19 protein-coding genes and 1 riboswitch are annotated in these 26,031 nt (G+C 60.8%); of the genes, 9 read left to right on the top strand and 10 right to left on the bottom strand.

All coding sequences use genetic code 11. The features are described from left to right. Window positions 1-43: 43 nt before the first annotated feature. Together RAK1035_RS04300 and RAK1035_RS04295 are read right to left on the bottom strand one after the other, a co-directional pair. Entirely contained in the window at window positions 44-889 is an 846-nt protein-coding gene (locus RAK1035_RS04300) for a DUF3037 domain-containing protein (RefSeq protein WP_083803299.1), read from the bottom strand. Next, complete coding sequence (locus RAK1035_RS04295; protein WP_008279710.1) at window positions 880-1,665, bottom strand: HipA family kinase; 786 nt, start codon at window positions 1,663-1,665, stop codon at window positions 880-882. The genes RAK1035_RS04300 and RAK1035_RS04295 overlap by 10 nt, the downstream gene beginning before the upstream one ends. Window positions 1,666-2,034: 369 nt before the next feature. Between RAK1035_RS04295 and RAK1035_RS04290 the strand changes: the two genes are divergently transcribed. Next, window positions 2,035-2,628 (top strand): NYN domain-containing protein, encoded by a 594-nt coding sequence (locus tag RAK1035_RS04290; protein ID WP_008279709.1) that lies wholly within the window; start codon window positions 2,035-2,037, stop codon window positions 2,626-2,628. 44 nt (window positions 2,629-2,672) lie between these two features. Here RAK1035_RS04290 and cobN read toward each other — a convergent pair whose 3' ends face one another. Further along, window positions 2,673-6,389: a cobaltochelatase subunit CobN gene (gene cobN, locus RAK1035_RS04285; RefSeq protein ID WP_008279708.1), complete on the bottom strand. Its 3,717-nt coding sequence runs from the start codon at window positions 6,387-6,389 to the stop codon at window positions 2,673-2,675. Between the two features lie 92 nt (window positions 6,390-6,481). Here cobN and RAK1035_RS20355 point away from each other — a divergent pair, with 92 nt between their 5' ends. Further along, window positions 6,482-6,643, top strand: a complete 162-nt coding sequence (locus RAK1035_RS20355; protein WP_008279707.1) for a hypothetical protein — start codon at window positions 6,482-6,484, stop codon at window positions 6,641-6,643. 2 nt (window positions 6,644-6,645) lie between these two features. On the opposite strand, the gene RAK1035_RS04280 is transcribed toward RAK1035_RS20355, so the two are convergent. Then, window positions 6,646-7,095: a GNAT family N-acetyltransferase gene (locus RAK1035_RS04280; RefSeq protein WP_008279706.1), complete on the bottom strand. Its 450-nt coding sequence runs from the start codon at window positions 7,093-7,095 to the stop codon at window positions 6,646-6,648. Then, entirely contained in the window at window positions 7,092-8,174 is a 1,083-nt protein-coding gene (gene cobW / locus RAK1035_RS04275) for a cobalamin biosynthesis protein CobW (RefSeq protein ID WP_008279705.1), read from the bottom strand. Before cobW ends, RAK1035_RS04280 begins: the two co-directional genes overlap by 4 nt. A 71-nt stretch (window positions 8,175-8,245) precedes the next feature. On the opposite strand from cobW, the gene RAK1035_RS04270 reads away from it, so the two are divergent. After that, window positions 8,246-8,575 carry a DUF1636 family protein gene (locus RAK1035_RS04270; protein ID WP_008279704.1) on the top strand — a complete coding sequence of 110 codons (330 nt, stop codon included), beginning with the start codon at window positions 8,246-8,248 and terminating at the stop codon, window positions 8,573-8,575. A gap of 4 nt (window positions 8,576-8,579) precedes the next feature. Here RAK1035_RS04270 and RAK1035_RS04265 read toward each other — a convergent pair whose 3' ends face one another. From RAK1035_RS04265 to RAK1035_RS04255, 3 genes are read right to left on the bottom strand one after another with little or no spacing between them, the layout of a single operon-like run. Then, entirely contained in the window at window positions 8,580-9,071 is a 492-nt protein-coding gene (locus RAK1035_RS04265) for a hypothetical protein (protein WP_037297028.1), read from the bottom strand. Window positions 9,072-9,126: 55 nt separating this feature from the next. Beyond that, window positions 9,127-9,807 carry a CbtA family protein gene (locus RAK1035_RS04260; protein WP_008279702.1) on the bottom strand — a complete coding sequence of 227 codons (681 nt, stop codon included), beginning with the start codon at window positions 9,805-9,807 and terminating at the stop codon, window positions 9,127-9,129. A gap of 3 nt (window positions 9,808-9,810) precedes the next feature. Next, on the bottom strand, window positions 9,811-9,975 hold the full coding sequence (locus RAK1035_RS04255; RefSeq protein WP_008279701.1) for a CbtB domain-containing protein: 165 nt from the start codon (window positions 9,973-9,975) through the stop codon (window positions 9,811-9,813). A 33-nt stretch (window positions 9,976-10,008) separates the two neighbouring features. Next, window positions 10,009-10,234, bottom strand: a riboswitch (cobalamin riboswitch). 211 nt (window positions 10,235-10,445) lie between these two features. On the opposite strand from RAK1035_RS04255, the gene smc reads away from it, so the two are divergent. The 5 genes from smc to RAK1035_RS04230 all read left to right on the top strand — a co-directional run bounded on the left by smc (window position 10,446) and on the right by RAK1035_RS04230 (window position 23,172). Continuing rightward, the gene (gene smc / locus RAK1035_RS04250) at window positions 10,446-13,901 is read left to right on the top strand and encodes a chromosome segregation protein SMC (protein ID WP_008279699.1); all 3,456 of its coding nucleotides are present in this window, start codon (window positions 10,446-10,448) and stop codon (window positions 13,899-13,901) included. 192 nt (window positions 13,902-14,093) lie between these two features. After that, window positions 14,094-16,289, top strand: a complete 2,196-nt coding sequence (locus RAK1035_RS04245) for a mechanosensitive ion channel domain-containing protein (protein WP_008279698.1) — start codon at window positions 14,094-14,096, stop codon at window positions 16,287-16,289. A 212-nt stretch (window positions 16,290-16,501) separates the two neighbouring features. Next, on the top strand, window positions 16,502-18,568 hold the full coding sequence (locus RAK1035_RS20480) for a calcium-binding protein (RefSeq protein WP_008279696.1): 2,067 nt from the start codon (window positions 16,502-16,504) through the stop codon (window positions 18,566-18,568). A gap of 237 nt (window positions 18,569-18,805) precedes the next feature. Beyond that, window positions 18,806-20,641: a matrixin family metalloprotease gene (locus RAK1035_RS04235; protein WP_008279695.1), complete on the top strand. Its 1,836-nt coding sequence runs from the start codon at window positions 18,806-18,808 to the stop codon at window positions 20,639-20,641. A gap of 143 nt (window positions 20,642-20,784) precedes the next feature. Next, entirely contained in the window at window positions 20,785-23,172 is a 2,388-nt protein-coding gene (locus RAK1035_RS04230; protein WP_008279694.1) for a calcium-binding protein, read from the top strand. Here the strand turns inward: RAK1035_RS04230 and RAK1035_RS04225 are convergent. Continuing rightward, on the bottom strand, window positions 23,159-24,025 hold the full coding sequence (locus tag RAK1035_RS04225; RefSeq protein ID WP_008279693.1) for a sulfotransferase family 2 domain-containing protein: 867 nt from the start codon (window positions 24,023-24,025) through the stop codon (window positions 23,159-23,161). The two genes, RAK1035_RS04230 and RAK1035_RS04225, sit on opposite strands and share 14 nt — an antisense overlap. Before the next feature lie 112 nt (window positions 24,026-24,137). Here RAK1035_RS04225 and RAK1035_RS04220 point away from each other — a divergent pair, with 112 nt between their 5' ends. Next, window positions 24,138-25,190, top strand: a complete 1,053-nt coding sequence (locus RAK1035_RS04220; RefSeq protein WP_008279691.1) for a hypothetical protein — start codon at window positions 24,138-24,140, stop codon at window positions 25,188-25,190. On the opposite strand, the gene RAK1035_RS04215 is transcribed toward RAK1035_RS04220, so the two are convergent. Continuing rightward, window positions 25,180-25,980: an ABC transporter permease gene (locus RAK1035_RS04215; RefSeq protein WP_008279690.1), complete on the bottom strand. Its 801-nt coding sequence runs from the start codon at window positions 25,978-25,980 to the stop codon at window positions 25,180-25,182. The two genes, RAK1035_RS04220 and RAK1035_RS04215, sit on opposite strands and share 11 nt — an antisense overlap. Window positions 25,981-26,031: the final 51 nt, after the last annotated feature.

Here is a 26,031-nt window from a genome sequence, read left to right as displayed (position 1 = left end):
GAGGCAGATGTCGAGCGCACTATTTCTCGGTAGTTTTTGTAAATTAGTGAACGCGGCTAGCCGCCTTTATCAAAGCATCAGCCACTATTTGACTTTCATCTTCGTCAACAATTGCTTCGGCAACCTTAGCCTCTCGTAGCAAGGCAAGAGCTCCCTCGTATTCACGTCGAAGCTCGTCCTTACTAGGTGCCCCCGCGACAATGTAAGAGCAAACCTCTGGGTTCTCTCTCAGCCGCGTTAAGGTTCCAACTAATCTCGAAGCCTTTCCGAAAAGAGTATCAGCGTTCGCCATGTCCAAAGAGATGGGTTGCACGACATGCAACCGACCATTCTGATAAGCGTGCTTAAAGCGAACCTCCCCGAAACGAGGAGTTTTTACGATTTTTTCTTCGAGCATAAGGTCCACTGGCGCAGTTCTTAGCTTCCGTTGGAAAACAGAGTATACGTCCTCATCTGATCGAGATTCACGTCCAATGTCCGCGTCCCATCTACTCACATAACGAGAAAACAGCCGGTCAAGCTCGTCTTTGGGGCACGACGTAATTCCCGCTCCAGGCTCAAGCCAGCGGAGCGAGCTATCGTCCTCAGGTAATAGTTTTCTGGCAATACTGTCTGACGTAAGCTTGCTATCAAACAACGAGCCTTGCTCGATCTTTTGCCCAATTGAAGTGACCTTTGCCTCAATTGCGCGGATAAGCTGCCGGAACCCGTTTGCCCCTAAATCTGGATAGGCCTGCGTTAGCCGTGGGCTCGCTGTCCTGCCCCTCATTCTAAGAAAGCCTTGCTCTGGCGCAGACAGCAAAACACCAACATTCAATGCTTCACCTATCCATGCATCATGACGATACTGGAGTACAGAAAACGTGTAGATTGTCTGACTCAGTTGCATCTGTTCGCTTCAACCTGCATGTGAACGGCGTCAATATTATCAACAGCCTCGAGAAGATACTCTATAATTTTGTTCGCAACGTGGCGGGACCACTCGTCGAATACTGGTTCGTTCGCATACCCTAGAACTTTGGTAGTGGGCAAGGACTTCCAACGCTGAACGCTCTTGTCAAATGACGCTTTTCTATTCAGCTTTATCCCCCGCCATAACGGATGCTCGTTGATCTCCCCAACATCGTTCACCACACCGCCCTCCTTCCATGGCTTCGGTGTGATCGCACGTTCTGCATCTGTGCCGGCTGCTTCCACAAAGCTTTCTTCCTGATCTATCATACCATAAGTATCATTTTTTATCAGAAGGTTAGGATTTGGTATAACACGGTCCCAGTTTTGGATCATCGTGTCGAAGAAATAAATCCCTGTAGCCATTTCGAGCTGAACATCGCGTACGCTCATCGCTTGGGACCATTCTGACCACCCAGGACCTAGGGAGACCGAGCCAATCAATAGCTTTGGGCCCGAAACCAAGCGTTGCGCGAGTGTTGGGCCAGACTCGGTCTTAATGGGGGTATGATCATAGATAGCAGAGGCCATCTGAACAAGCTCCGGTGTGACTTCAACCGGAACCACTCTGGCGCACGGCAAACCTAAGTCCTGAGCCAAGCGAGTCGCGATCCATTCTCTCTCGAGGCAGTATGGGGACTTTGCTTCATGGAACTCAGGAGATTTTAGATACGCTTCGTTGGTCTTGCCAGTCGCATCTACCAGCTCCACCATTGGTGGCCGAGCCCTACCACTCTCCGCACGTCCATGGATAATCGATACCCGCCACCGCATACTGCCCTCAATCCCACGCTGTACTCGGTAAATGTCCAAGCAAGCCGATCATCCGTTTCTACTCAGTGTTTAAACAAATACATATTCCTAGCCCTAGTCAACGTTCGCTAAACGAGGCGCGCAGCCGCCTAACAAGGGTGGGGTGGGCAGTCCTGCCTTTGGCATCCGTCTTTCCCGCGCCGGCGGGAATCTATCTCATGTTGCGGCCACCTCACAAGACCCCCGCCTTCGCGGGGATGATGTCTCTGACATCGACGGGGCCCAAATCCCCCACTTCCCCCTCCGCATCCCCCGCGCTAAACACCCCTTATGGTTGTTCCGGTTCTCCTTCTTGCCCTCTCCCTCATCGGCGTTGCCGTGGCGCTTTTGTTGCCCGGCTATGGCGATCTGATCCTGCTGGCGGGGCCTTGCACCATCGCGGCTTTGATCCTGCTTTGGCGCGCCCTTTTTCTGAGGATCACGGCCCCGGCTGCGCCCGAGCCCGAGACAGAGCCGAACCGCATCCTGATCGACGGTTCCAACGTCATGTATTGGCGCGACAACACCCCAAGGATCGAAACGCTGCGCGAGGTCATCGGGCAGCTGCGCCGCATCGGCTTTGCGCCGGGGGTCGTTTTTGATGCCAATGCGGGCTATCTGCTGACCGGCAAATACAAACATGATGATGCCATGGCCGGCTATCTGGGGCTGGCCGAGGATTGGGTGATGGTCGTGCCCAAGGGCACCGTTGCCGATCGCTACCTTCTGACCGTTGCCCGCGATGTCGGTGCGCCCATCGTCACCAATGACCGCTACCGCGATTGGGCCGCTGACTATCCCGAAATCAAACAGTCGGGGCGTCTGATCCGGGGGGGCTATCGTGACGGGGCACTCTGGTTCGAAGGCATGGACATACCGACGTAAGACCGACACGATACTGACGCAGATTTCCCCCGGTTTTCAGCGCACTACCGTCCCCGCGCCCCGTCGATCCGCGCCCGCGCGGAATTGGAGCGCGGCATCCACAGCCCCCGATCAATGGCCTCTGCCAGCCGCTCCGCCAACTCGCGCAGGGCCGATGGGTTATGCGCCGCGATGAAGGCCCGCGTATCCTCATCCTCTAGGAACGCGGCCTCTACCAGATCAAAGTGATGCCCCCGCACAGCGCCAGTTGTGGCCGCAAAAGCAAAGAGATAGTCCACCGTCGCGGCAATCTCGAACGCGCCTTTATAGCCGTGCCGCTTGACCCCTTCGATCCACTTCGGATTGACGACGCGGGATCGCACCACCCGCCCGATCTCATCCTCGAGCGTGCGGATCACCGGGCGTTCGGGGCGTGAATGATCGTTATGGTAAACCGGCCGGTCGCGCCCCTGCAAGGTGCTGACCGCCGCCGCAGCGCCCCCCTCGAACTGATAATAGTCGTCAGAATCAAGAAGATCATGCTCGCGGTTGTCTTGGTTCTGCACAATCGCCTCAGTCTGCCGCAGCCGGGTTTCAAACCCCGCCCGGTCCGGCGTGCCCGCCTCTTTGGCCCCATAGGCATAGCTGCCCCAAGTCAGGTACGCCTCTGCCAGATCGGCCTTGTCCGCCCAGAGCCGCTCGTCGATCATCGCTTGCAGGCCCGCGCCATAAGCCCCGGGTTTTGCGCCATAAATACGCGGGCCAATCCCCTCGCTCCGCGCCCTCGCGGCGGCGGGATTGCTGTCTTCGGCCTCGTCCAGCGCCTGAACCGCCCGCGCCGCACTGTCAAACAGCGCGATAAGCTGCGGAAACGCATCACGGAAAAACCCCGAGATGCGCAGCGTCACATCCACCCGCGGCCGCCCCAGCACGCCCTCGGGCAGAATCTCGAACCCGGTCACGCGCCGGTTGGCGGCATCCCATTTTGGCTTGACCCCCATCAGCGCCAGCGCCTGCGCGATGTCATCGCCGCCCGTGCGCATATTGGCCGTGCCCCAGGCGGTGATCAGCAGGGCGCGCGGCCAATCACCATGGGTTTGCAAATGCTTCTCAATCAATAGATTGGCAGATTTCCAGCCCAAGGCCCAAGCGGTCGGCGTGGGCACGGCGCGGCTGTCCACACTGTAGAAATTGCGCCCGGTTGGCAGGGTATCGAGCCGCCCGCGCGTGGGTGCGCCCGAGGGTCCGGGGGCAATCGCCCGCCCGTTCAGCGCGTGCAACAGCCCCGCGCCCTCGTCCGGCCCACAGGCGGCAATGGCGGGGCGAATGCGCGCCGCCATCTCTGCCAAAACCGCCGACGTATGCGGTCCGATCTCTTGGTCGCCCTCCCTCAAGAGGCGCTGCGCCATAAGTTCCAGCCGCTCCACCGTGTCGCCATTGCTGCGCCATGGATCGGCGCAGAGACCGGCCAGCGCCTGCGGCTTTTCAGTGGCGGCCCCGGCCATATCGCAATCAAGCGGATCAATGCCCAGCCCGAAATCACGCGCCAGCGCCCGGATCAGCGAGGCGTCTCCCCCTTGGCCATCGCCGCGCGGCACCCGGGCCAAGGCAATGGCCAGATCAATCTCTTGCTGCCCTGTGGGCGATTGACCGAATACATGCAGCCCATCGCGGATCTGCGCCTCTTTCAACTCGCAGAGATAGGCATCAAGCTGCGCCAGATCAGACTCTTCATCCGCCCCGGACATGCCGACATCCTTATCGAGCCCGGTGGCGGAACTCAGTGTCAGGATCTCGCGCCGCAGATGGGCGATGCGGCGTGGATCGACCCCGGCGGCCTCGTAATACTCATCCACCAGCGCCTCGAGATCGCGCAGCGGGCCATAGGTTTCGGCGCGGGTCAGAGGCGGAGTAAGGTGGTCGATGATCACCGCCTGCGCGCGGCGTTTGGCCTGCGTGCCCTCGCCGGGATCGTTGACGATGAAGGGGTAGACATGCGGCATCGGCCCTAGCACCGCTTCAGGCCAGCATTCGGCGCTCAGCGCCAGCGCCTTGCCCGGCAACCATTCAAGATTGCCATGCTTGCCCATATGCACGATCGCGTGGACGCCGAAATGGTGGCGCAGCCAGATGTAGAAGGCGAGGTAATTGTGCGGCGGCACCAGATCGGGGGCATGATAGGTCTCGGTCGGGTCGATGTTATAGCCCCGTGCGGGCTGCAACCCGACCACGACATGCCCGAAGGTCAGGATTGACAGGGCAAAGCCTGCACCGGTGCTGCCGTCGGATTTGAGAATTTGGGGAACAATGAAAGGGTCCGTCTCAGGCGCGCCCCAACGGGTCGTCATCGCCTCGCGCAGATCCCACGGCAGGGCGTTGAAATGCTCCAGATAGATATCCAGCGGCAGGGTTTCACCGCCGTCGCGCGATGCGCGATCCGTGAGCCAGTTGGTCGGCCCCGCCATCACCGCGCGCATCAGGGCGTCGCTATCTTCTGGCGGATTGGCGACGGTATAGCACGCCTCGGCCATCAGGCGCAGCGTGTGCACCGTGGCCGCAGGCGTATCAAGACCCACACCATTGGCCAGCCGTCCATCCTTGTTTGGGTAATTGGCAAGGATCAGCGCCACCCGCCGCTTGGGCGCAGGCGTCTGGCGCAGTTTGGCCCAATTGGCGGCCAGCTGCGCCACAAAATCTACCCGGTCGCCAACCGCGCGATACGTGGCGATGGCGCATTCTGTGGATGCGTCGAAAAACGCCTCGCCCTTGAAACTGATGGCACGGGCAAGAATGCGGCCATCGACCTCGGGCAGGGCCACGTTCATGGCGATGTCGCGGCCTGAAAGGCCCGTGAGCCCCTTGGCCCATGCCTCTTCGGTCGATCCTGCCAATACCACCTGAAACACCGGGGCGCTATTGGCGGCGGGCATGGCCAGCGGATTCTCTGGGTTTTCGTCGCCCGCATGTGGCGAGCCTACGGCAAAGGCGGTGCAGTTCAGGATCACTGCAGGTGGTGCCACGCTGAACAGATGCTCCAGCGTTGCCACCGATACCGGATCTTTGAGCGATGCGACAAAGACCGGCAACGGATTAAGCCCGGCGCGCAACAGCGATTTCACCAGCCGGTTGATCGGATGAAGCCCGGCCCCCTGCACCAGCGCACGGTAAAAGATAACGGGCACCACCGGCTGGCCGGCACCCCAAGCCTCTTGCGCGGCACTTAGGCCTGCGACACCCGCACCCGGCCAATAGACGCCCGCGCGCAGCAGCGGGCTGGCGGTGGCAGGGGGTTCGCCGCCCTCCAGCATGGTCTGCGCATAGCGCAGGAAATTCCCGGCATTTTCCGGCCCACCTTCCACAAGATAGGACCAAAGCGCATCGTAATCCGCATCCGACACCGTGGACAGGCCGCGCAATTCTGCGTCTGGCTTGTCATCGCCGGGCAAGAGCGCCAATGGCACGCCGGCCTCATGCAGACGCGCGGCATATTGTTCGGCCCCGTATTTCCAATAGCCCACACCGCCCAGAACCCGCGCGATCACCAGCCGCGATTTCGTGGCGCAGTGATCGAGATGCAAGTCGACGGACATCGGGTGCTGCAAATGGCTGAGATTGGCCAGCCGAAGACTGGGTGGGTCTGCCATTTCGCCGCGTGCCTCGCTCAGTGCCGCAAGCTCGGTATCGGCGGCCGAGACAAAGACCACATCGGCGGGGGTTTGGCCCAGATCGACGGGCTCTTTGCCATCCTCGATGGCCCCGGGGGTGGCGGCGAGAAGATGCATCAGACGGTTCCAGCTTGAACGGGGCGGTAATTTGCGGCAATAGCGGCGTTAGAGCGGCCCCATCTGGGGGGCCGGGCCGAAAGGGCAACGACATGGATTACAACGCATTGGGCGCCTCCAAGAAAGGCGGCAAGATTCCCCGCCACAAGGAGCATAACGCACCGGGTACGGACAAGAACCCGTTTGGCAAGCGCCCCTCCAAGGAAGAGCTGATCGCGCGCCTCAAGGCGAAGGCCGAGAAGTCGTCGAAATAGGCTCATAGCCGCTTTTCCATGAAAATGGACGAGGGCGCGTTGGGATAATCGCCGAACGGGCCCCTTGGCATGAAACCGTGCCGGGCATAGAGCTTGTGGGCTGCGGTTAGCAAATTGCCGGTTTCCAGTCGCAGGCAGGGCAGGGCGTGGGTGCGCGCCTCGTCCTCGATCTGGCGCAACAGGGCGTCTGCTACGCCCTGTCCACGCGCTGTCTCAGCCACGAACATGGATTTCACCTCGCCATAGCCATCGCGCAATGCAAGCGCGCCGGTGCCAAGGATTGTGGTGCCGATGCGCGCAGCAAAAAAGCGGATATCGGGCGCGCAGAGCGCGTCGATATCGAGAAAGAAGTTATCCTCGGGCGGAAACAGCGATTCCATCAGGGCATGGCTTGCGCGCAAGAGCGCGCTGGCCTCTGGATGCCTTGGGTCTACCGCCTCGACGATGATCATGCCAAGAGCGCGGAGGTGATCGCCGCCCGGTCCATCCCGGCCTGACCGATCACGACCAGCCGCGTTTGGCGCGGACCGGACCCAAAGGGTTGGTCGAAATAGCTGTCGACACGCGGCCCAACCGCCTGAATCGTCAGACGCATCGGCTTGCCCGCCACGGCGGCAAAGCCCTTGAGCCTCAGGATATCATGCGCGCGGATCACCTCTGTGATCTGACGGGCAAAGCTGGCCGGATCGGTGATCTCGGGCCGCGTCACCACAAAGCTCTCAAAGGCGTCATGGCCATGGTCATGATGGTGATCATGGTCATCATCGTCGTCGTGATGATCATCATCGTCGTCATGGTCATGGTGATGATGGTGCAGTTCATGCCGCGCCTCCATATCCGCCTCGGCGCCGATACCCTGTCCAAGCAGCACCTCGACCGGCAGCGCGCCCATCGTCGCGGTCACGACCTGCACACCATCACGCGAGTCTGCGCGCAGCCGCGTTGTAAGCGCGATGCGCTCCTCCTCGGTCAGCAGATCGGATTTGTTGATCACGATCATATCGGCACAGGCCATCTGATCCTCGAAGAGTTCCGATAGTGGCGTTTCGTGGTCAAGGTTTTCATCAAGCTTGCGCTGGGCATCGACCGCCGCCACATCATGCGCAAAGCGTCCTTCGGTGACGGCCTTGCCATCGACCACTGTCACCACGCCATCAACCGTCACCCGCGTGGAAATCTCGGGCCAGTTAAAGGCCCGCACCAGCGGCTGCGGCAGCGCAAGACCAGAGGTTTCGATTACGATGTGATCGGGCGCGCGGTCGCGGTCCAAAAGTTTTTGCAGCGTGGGAATGAAATCCTCTGCCACGGTGCAGCAGATGCAACCGTTTGACAATTCCATCACATCCTCGTCTGAACAGGTCTCGATCCCGCAGCCCTTGAGGATGTCGCCATCAACGCCCAGATCGCCAAATTCGTTGATGATGAGCGCAATGCGCTTGCCGCCCGCATTCTCGAGCATATGCCGGATCAACGTAGTCTTGCCGGCCCCGAGAAATCCTGTGACGACGGTGGCGGGAATCTTGGCTTTCATGTCTTGGCTCCTTCAGGGGCTTGCATCGGGCGGGGCGGCTGGCCTAAGCCCGGTGGAAAAGGGGATCGGGCATGATGCACCGGATTGTGGTCTGTTCTACGTGCGAGGGCACGGATGGCAAGGGCTTTGCGGCCCGGTTGCGCGCGGCTTTCAGCGAACGGGGTATGGAGTTCACGGTGCAGGACCATGACTGCATGTCCAATTGCGCCCGTCCGCTCAGCGTGGCCTTTTCCGCGCCGGGCAAGGCCACGTATCTGTTTGGCGATATAGACCCCGCAGGCGATCTTGAGGATACGCTGGCCTTTGCCGCGCTATATGCCGAGTGCGCCGATGGCTGGATCGAGGATGCACGCCCTGCCGGACGGCTCCGGCATTGCCTGATCGGGCGCGTGCCGGGCTGAGGGATCATTCGATCACCACCGCAATCGTGGCCTCTATGGGTACGCCGCCCACGGCCAGTTGCGTATGGTCATTGGCATTCAAAGTCACGCGTAGCTCATGGCTGCCGACAGGCAACGCATCCAGCTGCATCCATGGACCATAGGCACGCGCGATCTTGATCCCGTTGAGATAAAGATGCGCATGTCCATGCCCCGGCATATGCGGGCCATTCACCCCCTCGGGATCAAAGGTAAAGTTCTCTACCCCGATATGCAGGTTGCGGCTCTGCGCTCCATCAGCGTGCAACGTCAGGTCCAGCATCGGGGCAGGCGTGCCCGCTTCGGTCAGTGTGGCATGAGCGCTGCCGCCATGATCATGCGCGCTGTGGTCGTGCACTGCCGCACCGTGATCGTGGTCATGCCCCTCAAGCTGCGCGCCCGATGTAGCGGCAATCAAAAACCCCAGACCTGTTCCGAAAAAAAGGCCGATGCCGAGAAAGGCAAATGGTTTTGCCATAATATCGCTCTCCTTGCGGATGGCCCCGGCACCGTGATGCCGGGGTGATGTCATGTCAGGCGGTGGCGCTTTCACGTTGCCAGAAATACCCGGCAAGCGCGCCAAGACAGACCCAAGCCGCCATCCCGACGCCAAGCGCACGCGCAGCAAAGAGCGCGGCCAGTTCCGGTGGCACCGGCCCGGTAAAGCTTTCGGGTTCAGGCGCGCCGATCAGATGCGGTGCCGCCAGCAGCGCGATCGCAACCGCCAGCATCACAGGCCCTTTGCCAAAGGCCATCAAGCCAAGCCCCACCGCCGTGGCAATCACTGTGCCCCACCACCAGATTTGTCGTGCGGTGATGTCGGTATAGGCCACGCCCGGCACTTCCGGCGGCAGCGACACAGCGGGTGCGAAATGCAGCGCGACAAATCCCGCCAAACCCCACATCACACCGCGACGCGCGTCGATGCGCACGCCATATTCCGCCGCCATCCCCATGCAGGCCACCAGAACCAGCCCGTAGCCCACGTAGATCAGCGCCGCAAACAGGATGCTTAGCCCGTCGCGCATCACGTCAAACCCCGGCAATTCGGGCGTGGCGCTGATCGCCTCTGCCCCGAAATGCACAAGAGTGCCCCCTTCATACAGCTCGGCGTGCAAAAGCACGGGCTGAATGAACACCATCTGCAACAGGGCGGCTATCAGCCCTGCACAGAAACCAGCGAACAACGCGCTGGTCGCAATTTTTGAGAACATAGGTTAGTGGCAGGGAAAGCCGGTTGCGTGGCGCACATCGTGCGCTGCGTCATGCAGTGCCGAGGCTTGCACATGGCCTGCGACGGTCACGATGCCCAAGCCCAGAAAGAGCGCGGCAACGAACGGCAGGACGGTAGATTTTGCAGCAGTTTGAACCAATGTGGTCATGGCGATATCTCCTTTGCGCCTCTCACCCGAGGCGGGATTGACGAACGCAGGGCTGGTCTCCTGGCTCGCGGGTCGTCGCCTGTCTGCCGCCTTCCCAAGGTCATAGGCACCTCAGTGGCATCTGGCAGGGGCTCGCCGCTTACAGTCGCGGGGGCGGCTGACGCATAGGCGCCCTAATTGGGTCCACCGGCACGTCATTCCCATTTCATCCCCGAGGCGCTTTGCGCCCAAACGAGGAACCTTGCACGTCCGGTATGCAGGCTGTTCTGCGACCCGTCAAGGAGGATTGCGACCGCTTTTTGGCAATCCGCGGCATTCTTTCTGCGGCGCTTGGCGGCGGTTCGCCCAATATCATGTGGATAAATGCTGTGACCGCCCCATATCATGTGGTTGGTCGTTGACAGGCCCGCCCCTCAGACATCACAATTCTACGACAACGGAATCACCGGACACGAAGGGCGCGCGCGCAGGTGCAGTTCTCGAAACTCAGATTGACCGGCTTCAAAAGCTTTGTCGACCCGACCGATCTGATCATCGCGCGTGGTCTTACCGGTGTTGTTGGTCCCAATGGCTGTGGCAAATCCAACCTGCTTGAGGCGCTGCGCTGGGTGATGGGTGAAAACCGTCCCACTGCGATGCGCGGCGACGGTATGGAGGATGTGATCTTTGCCGGGGCCGCAACCCGGTCTGCCCGCAACTTTGCCGAGGTGGTGATTCACCTCGACAATTCCGACCGTCTGGCGCCCGCCGGGTTCAACGAGGCCGATCAGCTTGAGATCACCCGCCGTATTACCCGCGATGTGGGCTCTGCCTATAAGGTGAATGGCAAGGACGTGCGCGCCCGCGACGTGCAGATGCTCTTTGCCGATGCCTCAACCGGCGCGCATTCGCCCGCTTTGGTGCGTCAGGGGCAAATCTCGGAGCTGATCAACGCCAAGCCGAAATCGCGGCGGCGGATCCTGGAAGAGGCCGCTGGCATTTCCGGCCTCTATCAGCGCCGCCATGAGGCCGAATTGAAGCTGCGCGGGGCCGAGGCCAATTTGACCCGTGTCGATGACGTGGTCGAGCAACTGGCAAACCAACTGGCGCAATTGGCACGACAGGCCAAGCAGGCGGCACGCTATCGCCAAATTGGTGAAGAACTGCGCTTGGCTGAGGGTCTGTTGCTCTATCGCCGCTGGAAAGAGGCCGATTTGGCCCGTGCTCGTGCCGAGGATGACTTGCGCGAGCGCACCACAGTCGCCGCCCGCGCAGAGTTGGCTGCACGCGAGGCGGCCAAGGAGCGCGCCCGCGCCGAAGATGCCCTGCCCAAGCTACGCGAAGAAGAGGCCATCGCGGCGGCAATCCTGCAACGCCTGAGCGTGCAGCGTGACACCCTGACCGAACAAGAGGCGTCCGCCCGCGACCGCATTGCCACGCTGCGCAGCCGGATCGAGCAACTCGCCCGCGACATGGAGCGCGAGGCGGGGTTGAACCGCGACGCAGGCGAAACCATCGCGCGTCTGGAATGGGAGGCCGGCGAACTTGCCAAAGGGGCCGAGGGCCACGATGCCCGGCTTGAAGCGGCCCAAACCGAGGCGCGCGAGGCTGCGCAAATCCTGCAACAGCGGGAAAATGATCTCAGCCAGATGACCGAGGATATGGCGCGCCTTGCCGCCCGCCACCAATCTGCACAACGCCTTCTAGAGGATAGCCGCAAGACCTTGATCAAGAGCGAGGCCGAGGCCGAACGTGCCCGCGCCGCACAAGCCGATTTGCGCGCGGCCCTAACGCGCGCCGAGGCCGACCACACCGCCGCCCAAGAGGCCGAGGCCGAGGCGGTCGCCCGCGCAGAGGCGGCGGAATCCGCCCTGTTCGCCGCTGACGAGGCGCGCGCCGAGGCTCAGGCTCAAGAGGCCGAGGCGCGTGCCGCGCGCTCTGAGGCCGAGGGCGAATTGGGGGCCTTGCGCGCCGAGGTCACGGCCTTGGCCAAGCTGGTGCAGCGCGACACGGCCGAGGGCGGGCAGGTGATGGACCGCCTTCAGGTGCAACAGGGCTTTGAGAAGGCGCTGGGCGCTGCCCTTGCCGATGATCTGCGCGCCCCCGAAGTCGAGGCCGATGGCCCCTCTGGCTGGACCGTGTTGCCTGCTTATCACACGCCGCAACCCCTGCCCGAGGGGGTGACCGCGCTCAGCCGCCATGTCTCGGTTCCCGAGGTGCTGGCCCGGCGCATGTCGCAGATCGGGTTGATCGATCCCGAGGATGCAGCCCGTCTGCAACCCCTTTTGAAACCCGGTCAGCGTCTGGTCAGCACCGAGGGGGATCTATGGCGCTGGGACGGATTTCGCGCATGGGCCGAGGATGCCCCCTCTGCCGCCGCCCTGCGTCTGCAACAGCTCAACCGGCTTGAGGAACTCAAGCAACAGCTTGAACACACCACAGCGCGCGCAGAGGGGGCCGTGCGCGGCCACGAGGCGCTGCGCGAGGCGCTGATCCGTCGCACCGAAGAGGACCGCGCCGCCCGTGAGGCCCGCCGCTCTGCCGATGCCGCCGTCAACGAGACCAATCGCGCCCTCAGCCGCGCTGAGGCGGATCGCAACCTTGCCGGATCGCGGCTGGAATCATTGGGTCTCGCGGTCACCCGCCATGACGAAGAGGCGATGACCGCCCGTCAGAGCCTGTCTGAGGCGGAAAAGGGTCTGGCGGGACTTGGCGATCTGGATGCCACCCGCGCCGATCTCGAAGATATCAAGATGGCCGTCGAGGCCGCGCGCATGACCATGATGACCAAACGGTCAGGGGCCGACGAACTGCGCCGCGAGGGCGAGCGCCGGACGCGCCGCAGTCAGGAAATCACCAAGGAAGTCAGCGGCTGGCGGCACCGGCTCGACACTGCCGAGCGTCGGATCGCGGAACTGGCAGAGCGCAAGGAAGAGTCCGAAGAGGCCCTCGCTGATGCCAGTGCTGCACCCGAACTTCTTGCTGCCAAGCGCGCCGAACTGGGCGAGGAAATCACCCGCAGCGAGGCCCGTCGCGCCGCCGCCGCCGATGCGCTCTCGACTGCTGAAGGGGCCGCGCGCCAAGCCGCGCTGGACGAGCGCGACTCCGAACGCCTGGCCTCAGAGGCTCGTGAAATGCGTGCTCGGGCCGAGGCCCGGCTGGATGCCGCGCGCGAGACCCGAGACTACGCCGCCGAGCGGATCAACGAGACGCTGGAGCAAACCCCCGAGGCCCTCTTGCAGAGCCTCGCGGTCGATCCCGACACCATGCCCGCCTCTGATGCAATCGAGGCTGATGTGAACCGCCTTAAACGACAGCGCGACGCACTGGGGGCCGTGAACCTGCGCGCCGAAGAAGACGCCAAAGAGGTCGAGGCCGAGCATGACAGTCTGATCAAGGAAAAGACCGATCTTGAAGAGGCGATCAAGACCCTGCGCAGTGGTATTGCCAGCCTCAACCGCGAAGGGCGCGAGCGGCTTTTGACCGCGTTCGAGACGGTCAATTCCAACTTTAGCCTGCTCTTTCGTCACCTTTTTGGCGGTGGCGAAGCCAGTCTTGTGCTGGTCGAGAGCGAAGACCCATTGGAGGCGGGGCTTGAAATCATGTGCCAACCGCCGGGCAAGAAGCTCTCGACACTCAGCCTCTTGTCGGGCGGAGAACAGACCCTGACCGCGCTGGCGCTGATCTTTGCCGTGTTTCTCGCCAATCCCGCGCCAATCTGTGTGCTGGATGAGGTGGACGCGCCCCTTGACGATGCCAATGTCACCCGCTTCTGTGATCTCTTGGACGAGATGTGCCGCCGCACTGAAACCCGCTTTCTCATCATCACCCATCACGCCGTGACCATGAGCCGGATGGATCGGCTTTTTGGCGTTACCATGGCCGAACAAGGCGTAAGCCAACTGGTTTCGGTCGATCTCAAGAAGGCGGAAGCAATGGTCGCCTGAGCGAGGTAAGACGGCGGATGCATGCGCGCCTTTGCGTGGCGTCATCCAACCCCGGGCTTGACCCCAGGGGATATTCCAATAGGTTTTACGCCCCTGACGCCGAATGGCGCGGCGCGCTTTTCACATCCCTGCGCGCCATCACGGGCGCGTCCATGTGCCCAAAATTCAAACGGGACATGGAGAGCCTTTGTCATGCTACGATTTTTTGTGCAGTTTCTTGCCGCCCTTTTTTTGACCATCACCACCGCCACAGCTCAAACCCCACAAGAGCCTGCGGTTGATCCCGATACCGCGCGTTCCAGCGTCGATGTGCTGATCGAGGTGATCGAGGATGAGGCCGCGCGCGCGGAACTGGTCGAGCGGCTGCGCTCCGCCGGTCTGCCTGAGGCGGTCGAGGCGGTGGTTCCCGCCGCTCCACCGCCCTCGGACGTGTCCTTTGGCCGTCGGGTGGCCGAGATCACGCAAGCCGCCGCCGAAGATGTTGCTGATTGGGTTACGCATGTCGCCCGCCAGATCACCCGCGCGCCCAATGTGCTTGACGGCCTCAGCGGTGGAGAGGTCGCCGTGCTGCTTACGGCTTTGGCGGATCTTGCTGTGGTGATCGTGGGCACTGTTGTGGCCTTTCTGGTTTTGCGCGGGCTTGGCAAAACGCTCTACGCCCGCATGAGCGCCTCTGCCCGCGATGGCGGCCTCGCGCGGACCGTCTTGCTCTTTCTCGCCTCTGCCATCACGGATGGGGTGATCGTGCTTATCGCTTGGGCGGCGGGCTATGCGCTGGCAATCCTTGCCTTGGGCGAGTTTGGCCAGATTGGTATTCGCCAAACCCTCTATCTCAACGCCTTTCTGCTGGTGGAAATGGCCAAAGTCGCGGTCAGGCTGGTGCTTTCGCCTTCGGCGACTGCGCTGCGCCCGCTGCCGATCAGTGATCGCGCGTCGGCCTATCTGTGCTCTCGCATCAACCTCATTGTCGGGATTGTGGGATATGGGCAATTGCTGGTCGTGCCGATCATCAACGGCAATGTGTCCTTTGCCGCCGGTCGGGCGGTTTCGACGCTGATTGCCGTGGCGGTTCTGGCGCTGGCGATTGGGCTGGTGCTGCGCAACCGGCGGGCGGTGTCCGACTGGCTTTTGGGCGCGCAAGTGGACAGTGCAACGCCGCCCAAGGGCGCATTGGCCTATCTGGCGCGTCACTGGCACTGGCCCGCGTTGACCTATCTTTTGGCGATGTTCGTGGTCGTGCTTGTGCGGCCCGGCAATGCGGTCTTTCAGACCTTTCTGGCCTCTGGTCAGGTGCTTGTTGTTGGGCTTGTCGGATTTTCTGTTGCGACATTTCTCAGCCGCATGATGGTGCGCGGTGTGGCGCTGCCGCCGGGCATTTCGGCACGGGTGCCGCTTTTGCAGGGGCGGCTCAATGCCTTTGTGCCCAAGACACTTTTCGTCCTGCGCGCGGTGATCTTTGTTCTGGTCGTGCTTTTGGCCCTGAACGCGATTGGCCTTATTGACCTGCGCGGCTGGATGGTCAGCCAGTTTGGCCTCCGCCTTACCGGTATGATCCTGTCGGTGTCGCTGGTGCTGCTGGTGGCCTTTGGTCTCTGGCTGGCCTTGACCTCTTGGGTCGATTACCGGCTGAACCCTGAGTTTGGCAAAGTGGCCACCGCGCGGGAACAGACGCTTCTGACGCTCTTGCGCAATGCCGCCACGATTGCGCTTGTCGTCGTGACGCTGATGTTCGTTCTGGCCGAAATCGGCCTTGATATCGCGCCGCTTCTGGCCTCTGCCGGGGTTCTGGGTCTTGCCATCGGTTTCGGTGCGCAAAAGATGGTGCAGGACATCATCACCGGTATTTTTATTCAGTTCGAGAACGCGATGAATGTCGGCGATGTGGTGACAGTGGGCGGTGTCACCGGCACCGTCGAGCGGCTGACGATCCGTTCGGTCAGCCTGCGTGATGTGCAGGGCGTCTATCATATCATTCCGTTTTCTTCGGTCGATATGGTGTCAAACTATGTGCGCGATTACGGCTATTTCGTCTGCGACATGGGCGTGGCCTATCGCGAGAATGTGGATGAGGTGAAGCAAGCGATGCTCGATGCCTTCGCCGAACTGATGGGGGATCCCGATCAGGCAGATGGCATTCTGGATGAATTGGAATGGTTCGGCGTCAACAGCTTTGGCGACAATGCCGTGATGCTGCGCGCCCGGATCAAATGCGTGCCGGGTCGGCAATGGAGCATTGGACGCGCCTATAATGGCGTGTTGAAAAAGGTGTTCGACGCTCGCAACATCGAAATCCCCTTTCCGCATCAGACGATCTATTTCGGCGAAAGCAAGACAGGCCGCACACAAAGTCTGAGGGTCGATATGGATGCAGAGCGCGCCAAGGCGTGATCCGCTTGCCATGGATCACACGCCGATCACGAAAGCGTGTTAATCCCTGTTGACTTATCGCGCAGACCAGAGAAATTCCAACCAGGACACGCGGCGGGATCCCGCCGCGTGACGTAATGCAGACCTGTGGCATTGTTGAAAACAATGTTGAAACCTGTGGTCGCGGCGGCTTTTTCGCAGCGACTTCTTTGATTGAATAAATTGGAGCGAAAATGAATTCCACCGAAGTCCTGCGCCTGTCTAACGGAAACTTCTTCAGCTTTGAGACCGTTTTCGCTGCGCCCTCACCGGGTGCCGCGTTTGAGCAGGTTCTCACTGTGACGCTTCATGGGGTTGACGGTTCTCAGATCGGCGATCCGCTGCGTCTGCGTGTCGGCGAGTTGCCCGAAGCTGAGGTGGGGCTCTATCGCAACAGCGTCGAGTTCTCGATTGCCCAGCCGGATGGCGGTGCGGTGATTTATCTTAATGAGACGACTGACGGTATATTCGATTTTGAAGCCAACACTTTTTTGGTCTCCAGCACATTCAGCGACTTTATTGTCAGGCTTGATGCACAGGGTGTGATTTCCAGTGTCGCGCCGCTGTCGGAAAGCTTGGCACTACGCGGCTTTTTTCGTGATCCGGGCACGGTCATTTCCTTATCAGATGGCTCGGGCCTTATCGTCCACAATGTCTTGGCGAAAGTCTCGGCGGATGGCACCGTGGGCGATGTCTTCTTTCAGATCGATCCTGCAGAGATGACCGCTGGCACGATCATCAACACCGGGGCCGTAGCCTTGCCCGATGGTGGCTTTTTCGCCATTGGCTACACCGATCCGTCGGCCCGTGCCAGCACCGGCAATTTCCTATATGGCAGCTTTGTTGACGCGGACCTTGCCGCCGTCGGCGATCCCATCGTTCTTCTGGATGATACTTTCTTTCCCGAGGCGATTTTTGGCGAGTTGGATGACTACGCCATTCTGCGGCTGCCCAATGGCCGTATCGCGATTGCCGTCAACACCTACGATTCCGCCGATGCGCTCAGCCGTGTCAGTGAGATGACGCTACTGATCCTCAACCCGGATGGCACGGTGAACACGCCCGCCTTCAGGGCCAACGGCGGCGGTGAACGCGCGGCGCGTCAATTTGAGCCGGAATTGTTCCTGTTGTCCGATGGCGGATTTGCCTTGGCGTATCAGACAGGCAATGAATTTGTGAGCAGCATTGATTTGCATGTGCGCCGCTTCAGCGCAAATGGTGTGTTTCAAGAAGAGATCGTGGTGGTGGACGGCGGCATTGTGGGTGGCTTTGATCCCGATATCGTGGAACTGCATGTCAATCCCAATGGCGATATTCTGTTCTTTGGTGTCTTCGGCGATGCGGCCTTGCTCGGTCAACTGGCAGTCGGCACCGTTGTAGAGCCGGAACCCACCGATGTGATCACCGGCACCGATGGCGATGACACGCTCGCGGGCACGGATGGCGGCGATCAGATCGCCGCAGGGGCAGGCAATGACAGTATCGACGGTGGGGCGGGAAATGACTCGATCTCGTCCTCCGATGGCAACGATCAGGCCATTGGCGGTGCTGGCAACGACAATATCGGCGGGGGCCAGGGCGATGACACCATCGACGGCGGGGCCGGTGACGACATCATCGGCGGTGGCTTTGGCGCCGATAGCATCATGGGCGGCGCGGGCAATGACGTTGTTGCAGGCGGGGCGGACAATGACACCCTGTCCGGCGGCGACGGCAATGACAGCATGTCGGGCAGCTTCGGCAATGACAGCATTGATGGCGGTGAGGGCGCGGATGATATCGGTGGCGGCACCGGGCGCGATACGATTGACGCAGGCGCAGGGGATGATCGCGTGGGCGGTGGCGAAGGCGATGACAGTATCCTTGGCGGTGACGGCGATGACTTCCTCGCTGGTGGCGGGCGTAACGATCTGATCGACGGCGGCGCAGGCAGTGACACGATCAACGCGGGCGCTGGAAATGACACGATCACTGGCGGTGCGGATGCTGATCTGTTTGTCTTTTCGTCCTTCTTCGATGGCGAGGCCGATATCATCACCGATTTCGAGGATGGTTCAGACAGTTTCCTGATCCGCCGCTTCGATCCCGATACCGGCGTTGAGAATATCAACAATGGCGGCAATGGTCTGGCGGGCTTTGTTGCCGCGATGAACATCGTCGATGTGGCGGGCGGCGCGCAGATGACCGTGGGCGGCAATACGATCCTCGTTGAGGGGGTCACCGCTGCGCAACTCACAGTGGATGATTTCACGTTCCTCTAACACGAAAAGGCATGGCTCGCCCAGAACAGGGCGGGCCATTGCATTTTGGGACAAACCCCGTCCCGCCTATTCTGATACATGCTGTCGCAGCCCTGCGCAGCTGGCGCTTTTGGCTTCTCTGAGCATCTCATTTTACACTAATCTTTAGTCTCGAAAGGATATCTTTTCGCGAGATGCCTCTGGCGTGTATCTTGCGCCTTTGAACACAACCGAGACTAGGAATCGGAGAACAATGCCATGCCGGAGCTGAGCGGCACAAAATGGGGCTCGCACCTGCTGGGCACGGCAGGTGGCGTCGTGACATGGAGCATCGCGCCCAGTGGTCAGGATATCTATTGGTTCACTGACGAAGATCCCGGCACCAGTTTTTCCGTTGATCCTGCCTCTGTCTACACCTTCGATGTCGAGGCCGCGCTGCGTCTCGCCTTTGCTGAATGGTCGCGCTATGGCGATATCGAATTTTTGCAGGTCCAAGATCCCGGTGGTGCCGCCGGAGGTCAGATAGACCCCGATATTCGTATCTTCTTTGCTCCGATTCCCGGCAATACATTGGGGTTCGCGTTCTTTCCCTCGCCCCTAGAGGTGCCCATCGCCGGAGACATCCTTCTCGATGTGGATGCATCGCTGAATTTCGATGTGCCGCTCTTCGAGGGGTTGGCAATCCACGAAATCGGCCATTCGCTCGGGCTTGAGCATATCGAAACCGTCGCTGCGATCATGAACCCGATCCTGACTCAGCCTGATATTCTCGCCGATGACATCTCCGGTATCCGCCAAATCTATGGGGCGCAGGATGGTGCGGCGGTGGTCTATACCATGCCGACGGGGCTTCGGGATCTGACCTTGCTGCACAATCCCGAAGATTTGACCGTTCTGGGAAACAACTTTGGAAACCGCATTACCGGAACCGATGCGGATGAGACCCTGAATGGGCTGGTGGGCAATGACACCCTTGATGGTGGCGCGGGCGACGACCTGCTGATTGGCGGTGTCGGAAACGACTGGGCCGAGTTCAGCACAATCGCCCGCTCTGCGGCTGCGTTTAGTGTCGTTGAGAACGGGCTACAGGTGGTCTCGTCTCTTGGCACTGACACGCTGATTGACATCGAATGGATCCAATTTCTGGACGAGTCGATCCGCGTGGCCGAGGTGATCACAGCGATCAGCGGTCCGATTGGGCTTCAACTGATTGGCAGCGGTCTCTCGGACAGCCTGATGGGCACTGATGACAATGACACCCTCAGTGGGGGTGCTGGCGATGATGTGCTCGCAGGCGGTCTGGGGAATGACTCGCTTGACGGGGGCGATGGCAATGATCGGATTTCTGCCTCCGATGGCAATGACATCGTGTTTGGCGGCCTTGGCAACGACAGTATCGGCGGCGGCCTTGGCAATGACACTATCGATGGCGGGGCCGGTGATGACATCATCGGCGGTGGCTTTGGTGCGGATAGCATCACGGGCGGCGCTGGCAATGACGTGATCGCGGGCGGGGCGGACAATGACACCCTGTCTGGCGGCGATGGCAATGACAGCGTGTCGGGCAGCTTTGGCAACGATCTGATTTTTGGCAACGGGGGCGCGGATGACATCGGCGGCGGAACCGGGCGGGATACGATTGACGCAGGTGCAGGGGATGATCGCGTGGGCGGCGGCGAAGGCGATGACAGTATCTCGGGCGGTGACGGCAACGACTTCCTCGCTGGCGGTGGGCGTAACGATACCATCGACGGTGGCGCAGGCAGTGACACGATCAACGCGGGCGCTGGAAATGACACGATCACCGGTGGCGTGGATGCTGATCTGTTTGTCTTTTCGTCCTTCTTCGATGGCGAGGCGGATGTCATCACCGATTTCGAAGACGGCATCGACAGCTTCCTGATCCGCCGCTTTGATCCCGATACCGGCGTTGAAAACATCAACAACGGCGGCAATGGTCTGGCGGGCTTTGTTGCTGCGATGAATATCGTTGACACCGCCTTGGGCGCGCAAATGACGGTGGGCGGTAACACCATCCTCGTCGAAGGCATCTCCGCCGCGCAACTCACAGTGGATGATTTCACCTTTATCTGAGTGATGACTCGACTTTGGGCATCACCGATTTCCCTTTAACTTTCGGTAAATGCCGCAAGGCTGCCATGATTTGTTAAGCGCATGGCAGCCTTGCTTTGCCACCTTGGGTCTTGCGTGGGGACGCGGGAAACGGGTGGATATACATGGCAGTCAGGCTGACGCATGTCGGGACGAATCGTGCGGCAAATTTCGAGGTCGCGCGTGCGGTGGTGGCAATCACGCCCCTGCCGGACGGGGGGTTTATACTGGCCGACTTCGCCGCCGGTCAAAGCCGCGTGGTGCGCGCCACCGCCGCCGGTCCACTGCTTGAAGCGCCGTGGTTTCACGAGGCAACGCCACGCATCGCCGTGACGGTCGGCGATATGCAAGGCGCGCTGCCACCGCTGCTCTTGTCCGATCTGCGCGCGGCTTGGGATGCCGGATTGCGCAGCGCTGTGCCGGGGTTTCTGGGCCAAGGCGGGGTGCAGCCGCAGGCCGCAACCCTGCTTGCTGCGCGGCTTGCGGGGCGCGATGTTGTGATTGCTGCCGCCGCTGATGGTCAGGGTTTGTCCGTCCTGTCGCTTGGTCCGGATCAAAGCATCGCGGCGGTGACGACCATGATGGACAGCGACAGCCACTATCTGCGCGCCATTTCCGATATCGCGGTCATCGAGCGGCCCGGTGAAGTGCTTGTCTTTGCCGCCTCTGCGCAAGAGAGTGGCATAACGGCCCTGCGCCTCTTGGAAGAAGGCGGGCTAGAGCCTGTTGCCAGCCTTGGGCGCAATGACAGCCTGCCGGTCCAGACGATCACGGCGCTTGCCCCGGCAGACATCGCCGGGCGTGCGTTTCTGATCGTCGCTGCGGCGGACAGTTCCAGCCTGACCGTGCTTCGCGTCGGTGACGGGGGCACGCTTGATGTCGCGGATCACGTTATCGACGGGCTTGCGACCCGGTTCGCCGGGGTATCGCATCTCGAAGTGGTGTCCGTAGACGGGCATGTTTTCCTGCTGGTCGCAGGCCGGGATGCGGGGCTTAGCCTTTTGCGCCTGACCGCCGAGGGGCGGCTCTTGCATATTGATACGCTCGCGGATGAGGTGGCCTTTGCCCTCAACGGTGTCTCAGGCCTTGCGGCACAGGTCCGGGCGGGCGGGATCGACATTCTGGTCACTGCGGCGGGCGAGGCGGGGCTAAGCCTCTTTCGTGTCGATCTTGGTCCTTTGGGGCTGGTCTTGCACGGCAATGCTGCACGGATCGAAGGCGGCATGCGCGATGACCTCTTGTCGCGCAGCGGCGGCAACGGCGTGCTTGACGGCGCAGAGGGGGACGATACGCTCAGCGATGGTCCCGGCGCGGATACGCTTGTGGGCGGCACGGGGGCCGATGTCTTTGTCCTGCGGGGCGATGGGCAACGCGATGTCATTGCCGATTTCACCTTGGGTGAGGACCGGCTCGACCTCTCGCTCTGGCCAATGCTGCGCAATCTTGGGCAGTTGGCGTTTACTCCGACAGCTACGGGGGCCTTGCTGCGTTTTGGCCTTGAAGAGGTGGACTTGCGCAATGCCGCAGGCGGGGCCTTTGTTGCCACGGATCTGCCCGGTCTGCTTTTGCCATTGGTCTCGCATTTCGACGTAGTTCTGGGGCCGTTGCAGGTGGCACCCCCTTCGGTGCGCCTGCCTCCCTTGCCGCCGCCCCCGCCTGTTCTGCCCGAGGTCGCCGCCCTCCTGCGGGTGGGGGGGGCGGGCGATGACTTGCTTCAGGGCGGACCCGAGGACGACACGCTTGCAGGCAATGCGGGCAATGACACGTTGCGCGGTAATGCGGGCAACGACCGTCTGGCCGGGGGTGATGGGCGTGATCAGATCGACGGTGGCGCAGGCCATGACAATATCGGGGGTGGTCTGGGGGCAGACCGGCTTTACGGGCAGGCGGGGGATGACACGATCGGCGGCGGCGCGGGGGACGATATGCTCTTTGGCGGCAACGGTGCCGATATCCTGAGTGGCGGGCCGGGCAATGACCTGCTTGAGGGCGGGGCGGGCAATGACCGCCTTGCCGGTAGCTTTGATCACGACACGGTGCGCGGCGGTCTTGGCGATGACCGCATCGGCGGCGGTCCGGGGCGCGACCTGCTCGACGGCGGCGAGGGCAATGATGAGCTTGGCGGTGGCGAGGCCGATGATACCGTGTTGGGCGGTGCCGGGGATGATTTTCTGGCCGGTGGTGGCCGGAACGACCTGCTTGATGGCGGCACCGGCAACGATACGCTGAACGCTGGCGCAGGCCATGACCGGCTGATCGGTGGCGAGGGGGCCGATATCTTTGTCTTCAACGATTTCACGGTTGGCGAGCGCGACGTGATTGTAGATTTTCAATTCGGAGAGGATCGCATCCGTCTGACCGGCATCGAGGGGCAGGGGCCAACCGGCCGCTTTCTCGCGCTCGACATTCAAGACACCGACGCAGGCGCTGTCCTGCGCTATGCGGGCCATGAGATATTGCTCGAAGACGTGACGGCATCCAGCCTCTCACGTGACGATTTCATCTTCCTGTAAGGCGGCCCAAGGCTGGGAAAGTGCGGTTTAAAACACCCACCCATCCGCTGCCATGAAAGCCATCCCTCGGATCTAGCGGATAGTCGAGGGTTCTGAAATCAATGTCATAAATGCTTTGAATCGTCGCCAGCGTTTCGGGGGTGATGAAATTGTCATAGTTAAAATTCATCTCGCTCAGCGCGCGGGCAGGCAGATTGCCCAGATACCCCGCGACCGGGCTTTCGGGCAGGCGGGTGCGGTTCAGCACGCGCGGTGTATAGTTTAGCCCCAGCTTTCGCGCGACCCGGGGCAATTCCACATCCAACCGTTCGACATGCACGACAAAATCATAATGGATGCCGACCTCTTTGTAGAACGCAGGCACCTGCGTTTCCCAATGCCCGTTGATCAGGTTCTCAGGGCGCGGTCGGCTTGCATGCAGATGCGCGACCGTGTCCAGAAACGCCTCAAAGGATATGCTGTTATCGTCGGGATCGGCACCGGTGCGCGCGCAGTAGAGGTCATGCAACTCCTGAGCAAAAGGCTCCAGATCCGCACGACAGAGCAATTGCCGGCCGCGATAGATGCAGAATTTGTTGAAATAGGCGCTGATGATCCGTGTCACTGGATGCCGAACCAGAATCACCGAGCGATAGTTGCGCGCCGATAGCGCCTCGGCGCAGCCACGAAAGGGGGCGCTGTTGGTGTGGAAATACTGCTTGCGGGCCGGGCGTGACGGCATGTTATCGGCCAAAAAGTTGAACAGCGTGGTACAGGCCGCCTTTTGCGACCAAAAGAACACCGTTTTGCTGTCATCATGAATATAGCCGCGCCAGCCCATGCGCTCCGCCTTTGGCCAAGGGTCGTCCCCCATGGCTTAATGCGCGGGGCCTGCCTTGGCAACGCGCGGGTGGGGTTTTTGCGCCTTGTCTCGCGTGGCATGGGTCACTAGGTTGCGCCAGACCGATTGGAGGGCTTCGTTCATCATGGCCAAGCGCCTTTTTCTGCATGTCGGGATGCCAAAATGTGCGACGACGTCGATTCAGGCCTATCTCGCGGCTCATGCAGACGATCTGGCCGCGCGCGGCCTGAATTATACATTCGCACCCGGAGAGCAAATTCCAGAGCAGGGTAATGCCAGCCATCTGGCCAATGCCCTCATCACGGGCGACACGCGGCGCGGCTGGGAACTGCTGGATTACTTTCTGCGGCCCGAGGGCAATGTGATCCTCAGTTCCGAGTATCTTTTTGGGGTCTCTCGCGGGGCCGTCGCGGAAGAGTTGATTACGCGCATCCGTCAGGCCGGTTTCGACGTCTGCGTGATCTGTTATTTCCGCCGACAAGATCTGTGGATCGAATCCGACTACAAGCAGCATGTCAAAAGCGGTGCAGACTGGCGTCGGGGAATCGTGGCCCTTCTGAACGAGCGGGTCGAAAAACAGGTGCTCAACTACAACGCGATGCTGATGAACTGGGCGCGCTTCGTGGGGCATGACAATGTGCTCGCGGTGCCCTTGCGACCAGAGCAGGGGCCTGACTATGCGGTGCGCCGCTTTCTTGAAGCGCTCGATGTTGCGGATATGCTGCCGCAGGGGTCTGCCGGTCCAAAGCATCACAATGTCAGCCCGCCGACCGGCCTGATAGAGCCTGCGCGCTATCTCAAACGTGCGATGCTGGATCGGGGCGTATCACTATCGCTGGTCCAGCAAGAGGTGGATCGCTTCTTTGACGTGGCCCCACGGCTGGTCCGCGTGCCGCAGCGCCGGTTCCTGTTGACCCATATTCGTCGGCAACGCTTGTTGCGAAATTGCGAGACCTCGAATGCCGCGCTCGCACGCAATTTTCTCGGGGGCATACCAGCCTTTGACATGGTGCCAGAGGAGGATGCGCCAAGCGAAATTCCGCTAGGCGCAGAGGCGGCCGGCATCCTTGCAGCCTATCACGTGGACAGCCAAAATAACCTGTTCGCGCGCGGGACCATCGAGCGTGGATTGGGTCTGCTCAGGCGCTCTGTGACGGCACTGCGCGTCAGAAATTGATGATATCCCGGTGATACCGGCGGAGCAGCAGTAGCCCAAGCGCCAGTGTTATGCCCGATACGGCCATCACGAAAACCGAAGAGACATAGGTGGCGTCATAGGTGCTGTAGATGCCCTTGCGCACCAGCCCGATAGGATGGATCAGCGGATTCCACCACATCCAATCCCGATAGGGCAGCGGGACGGTATCGAAGAGAAAAATCACACCGGAAATGATCAAAAGGGGGCGGTTCAACACGGCCCAAGCCCGTTCCCAGATTGGAAATACCGACAACAAAAAGCAGTTGAGCGTGCCAACCCCGGCCCCAAGCGCAAAGGTAAGCGTATAGCCCCACGCAATAGCCCTCATGTCGACGATAACATTAAGATCATAAACAATGATAATCAGAGGCAACAGGATCACCGCGATCATGATGCTGGTTATGACGTTCAGAATGAACCGTGCAATCAGGGCATCGGTGTAGGTCACACCGGGATAGAACAACAACTGCTTGGAAAAGCGCAGCGAGACCGACATTTTATTGCTGATGTCCATATAGGCCATGAACGGCAGAATGCCGGTTGCAAAGAACAAGGGAAAATTGGTGCCGAGACTTGGGCTTTTGAATCCTAGGGAAAAGATAAAGGTCAGAAGGAAAATCCCTGCCACCGGCTCAAGCACCGCCCACAGGTATCCAAGCGCCGAACGCCCATAGGTCGCCGACATCTCGCGCAGCATCAACGCAATCACGGTCTGAACGGTGCCCGTGCGCTTGCGCGGCAGGGCCGGGGCAAAGGTTACATTTGTCATCTTGACGGATGGTGTATCACCCTGTCCTTTGATAGAAAATCCCCATCCGAC

The sequence above is a fragment of the Roseovarius sp. AK1035 genome, from assembly GCF_003288315.1.
GTDB lineage: Bacteria > Pseudomonadota > Alphaproteobacteria > Rhodobacterales > Rhodobacteraceae > Roseovarius > Roseovarius mucosus_A.
Note: the sequence above shows the minus strand (reverse complement) of the source record. Positions and strands in the feature narration are given on the sequence as shown.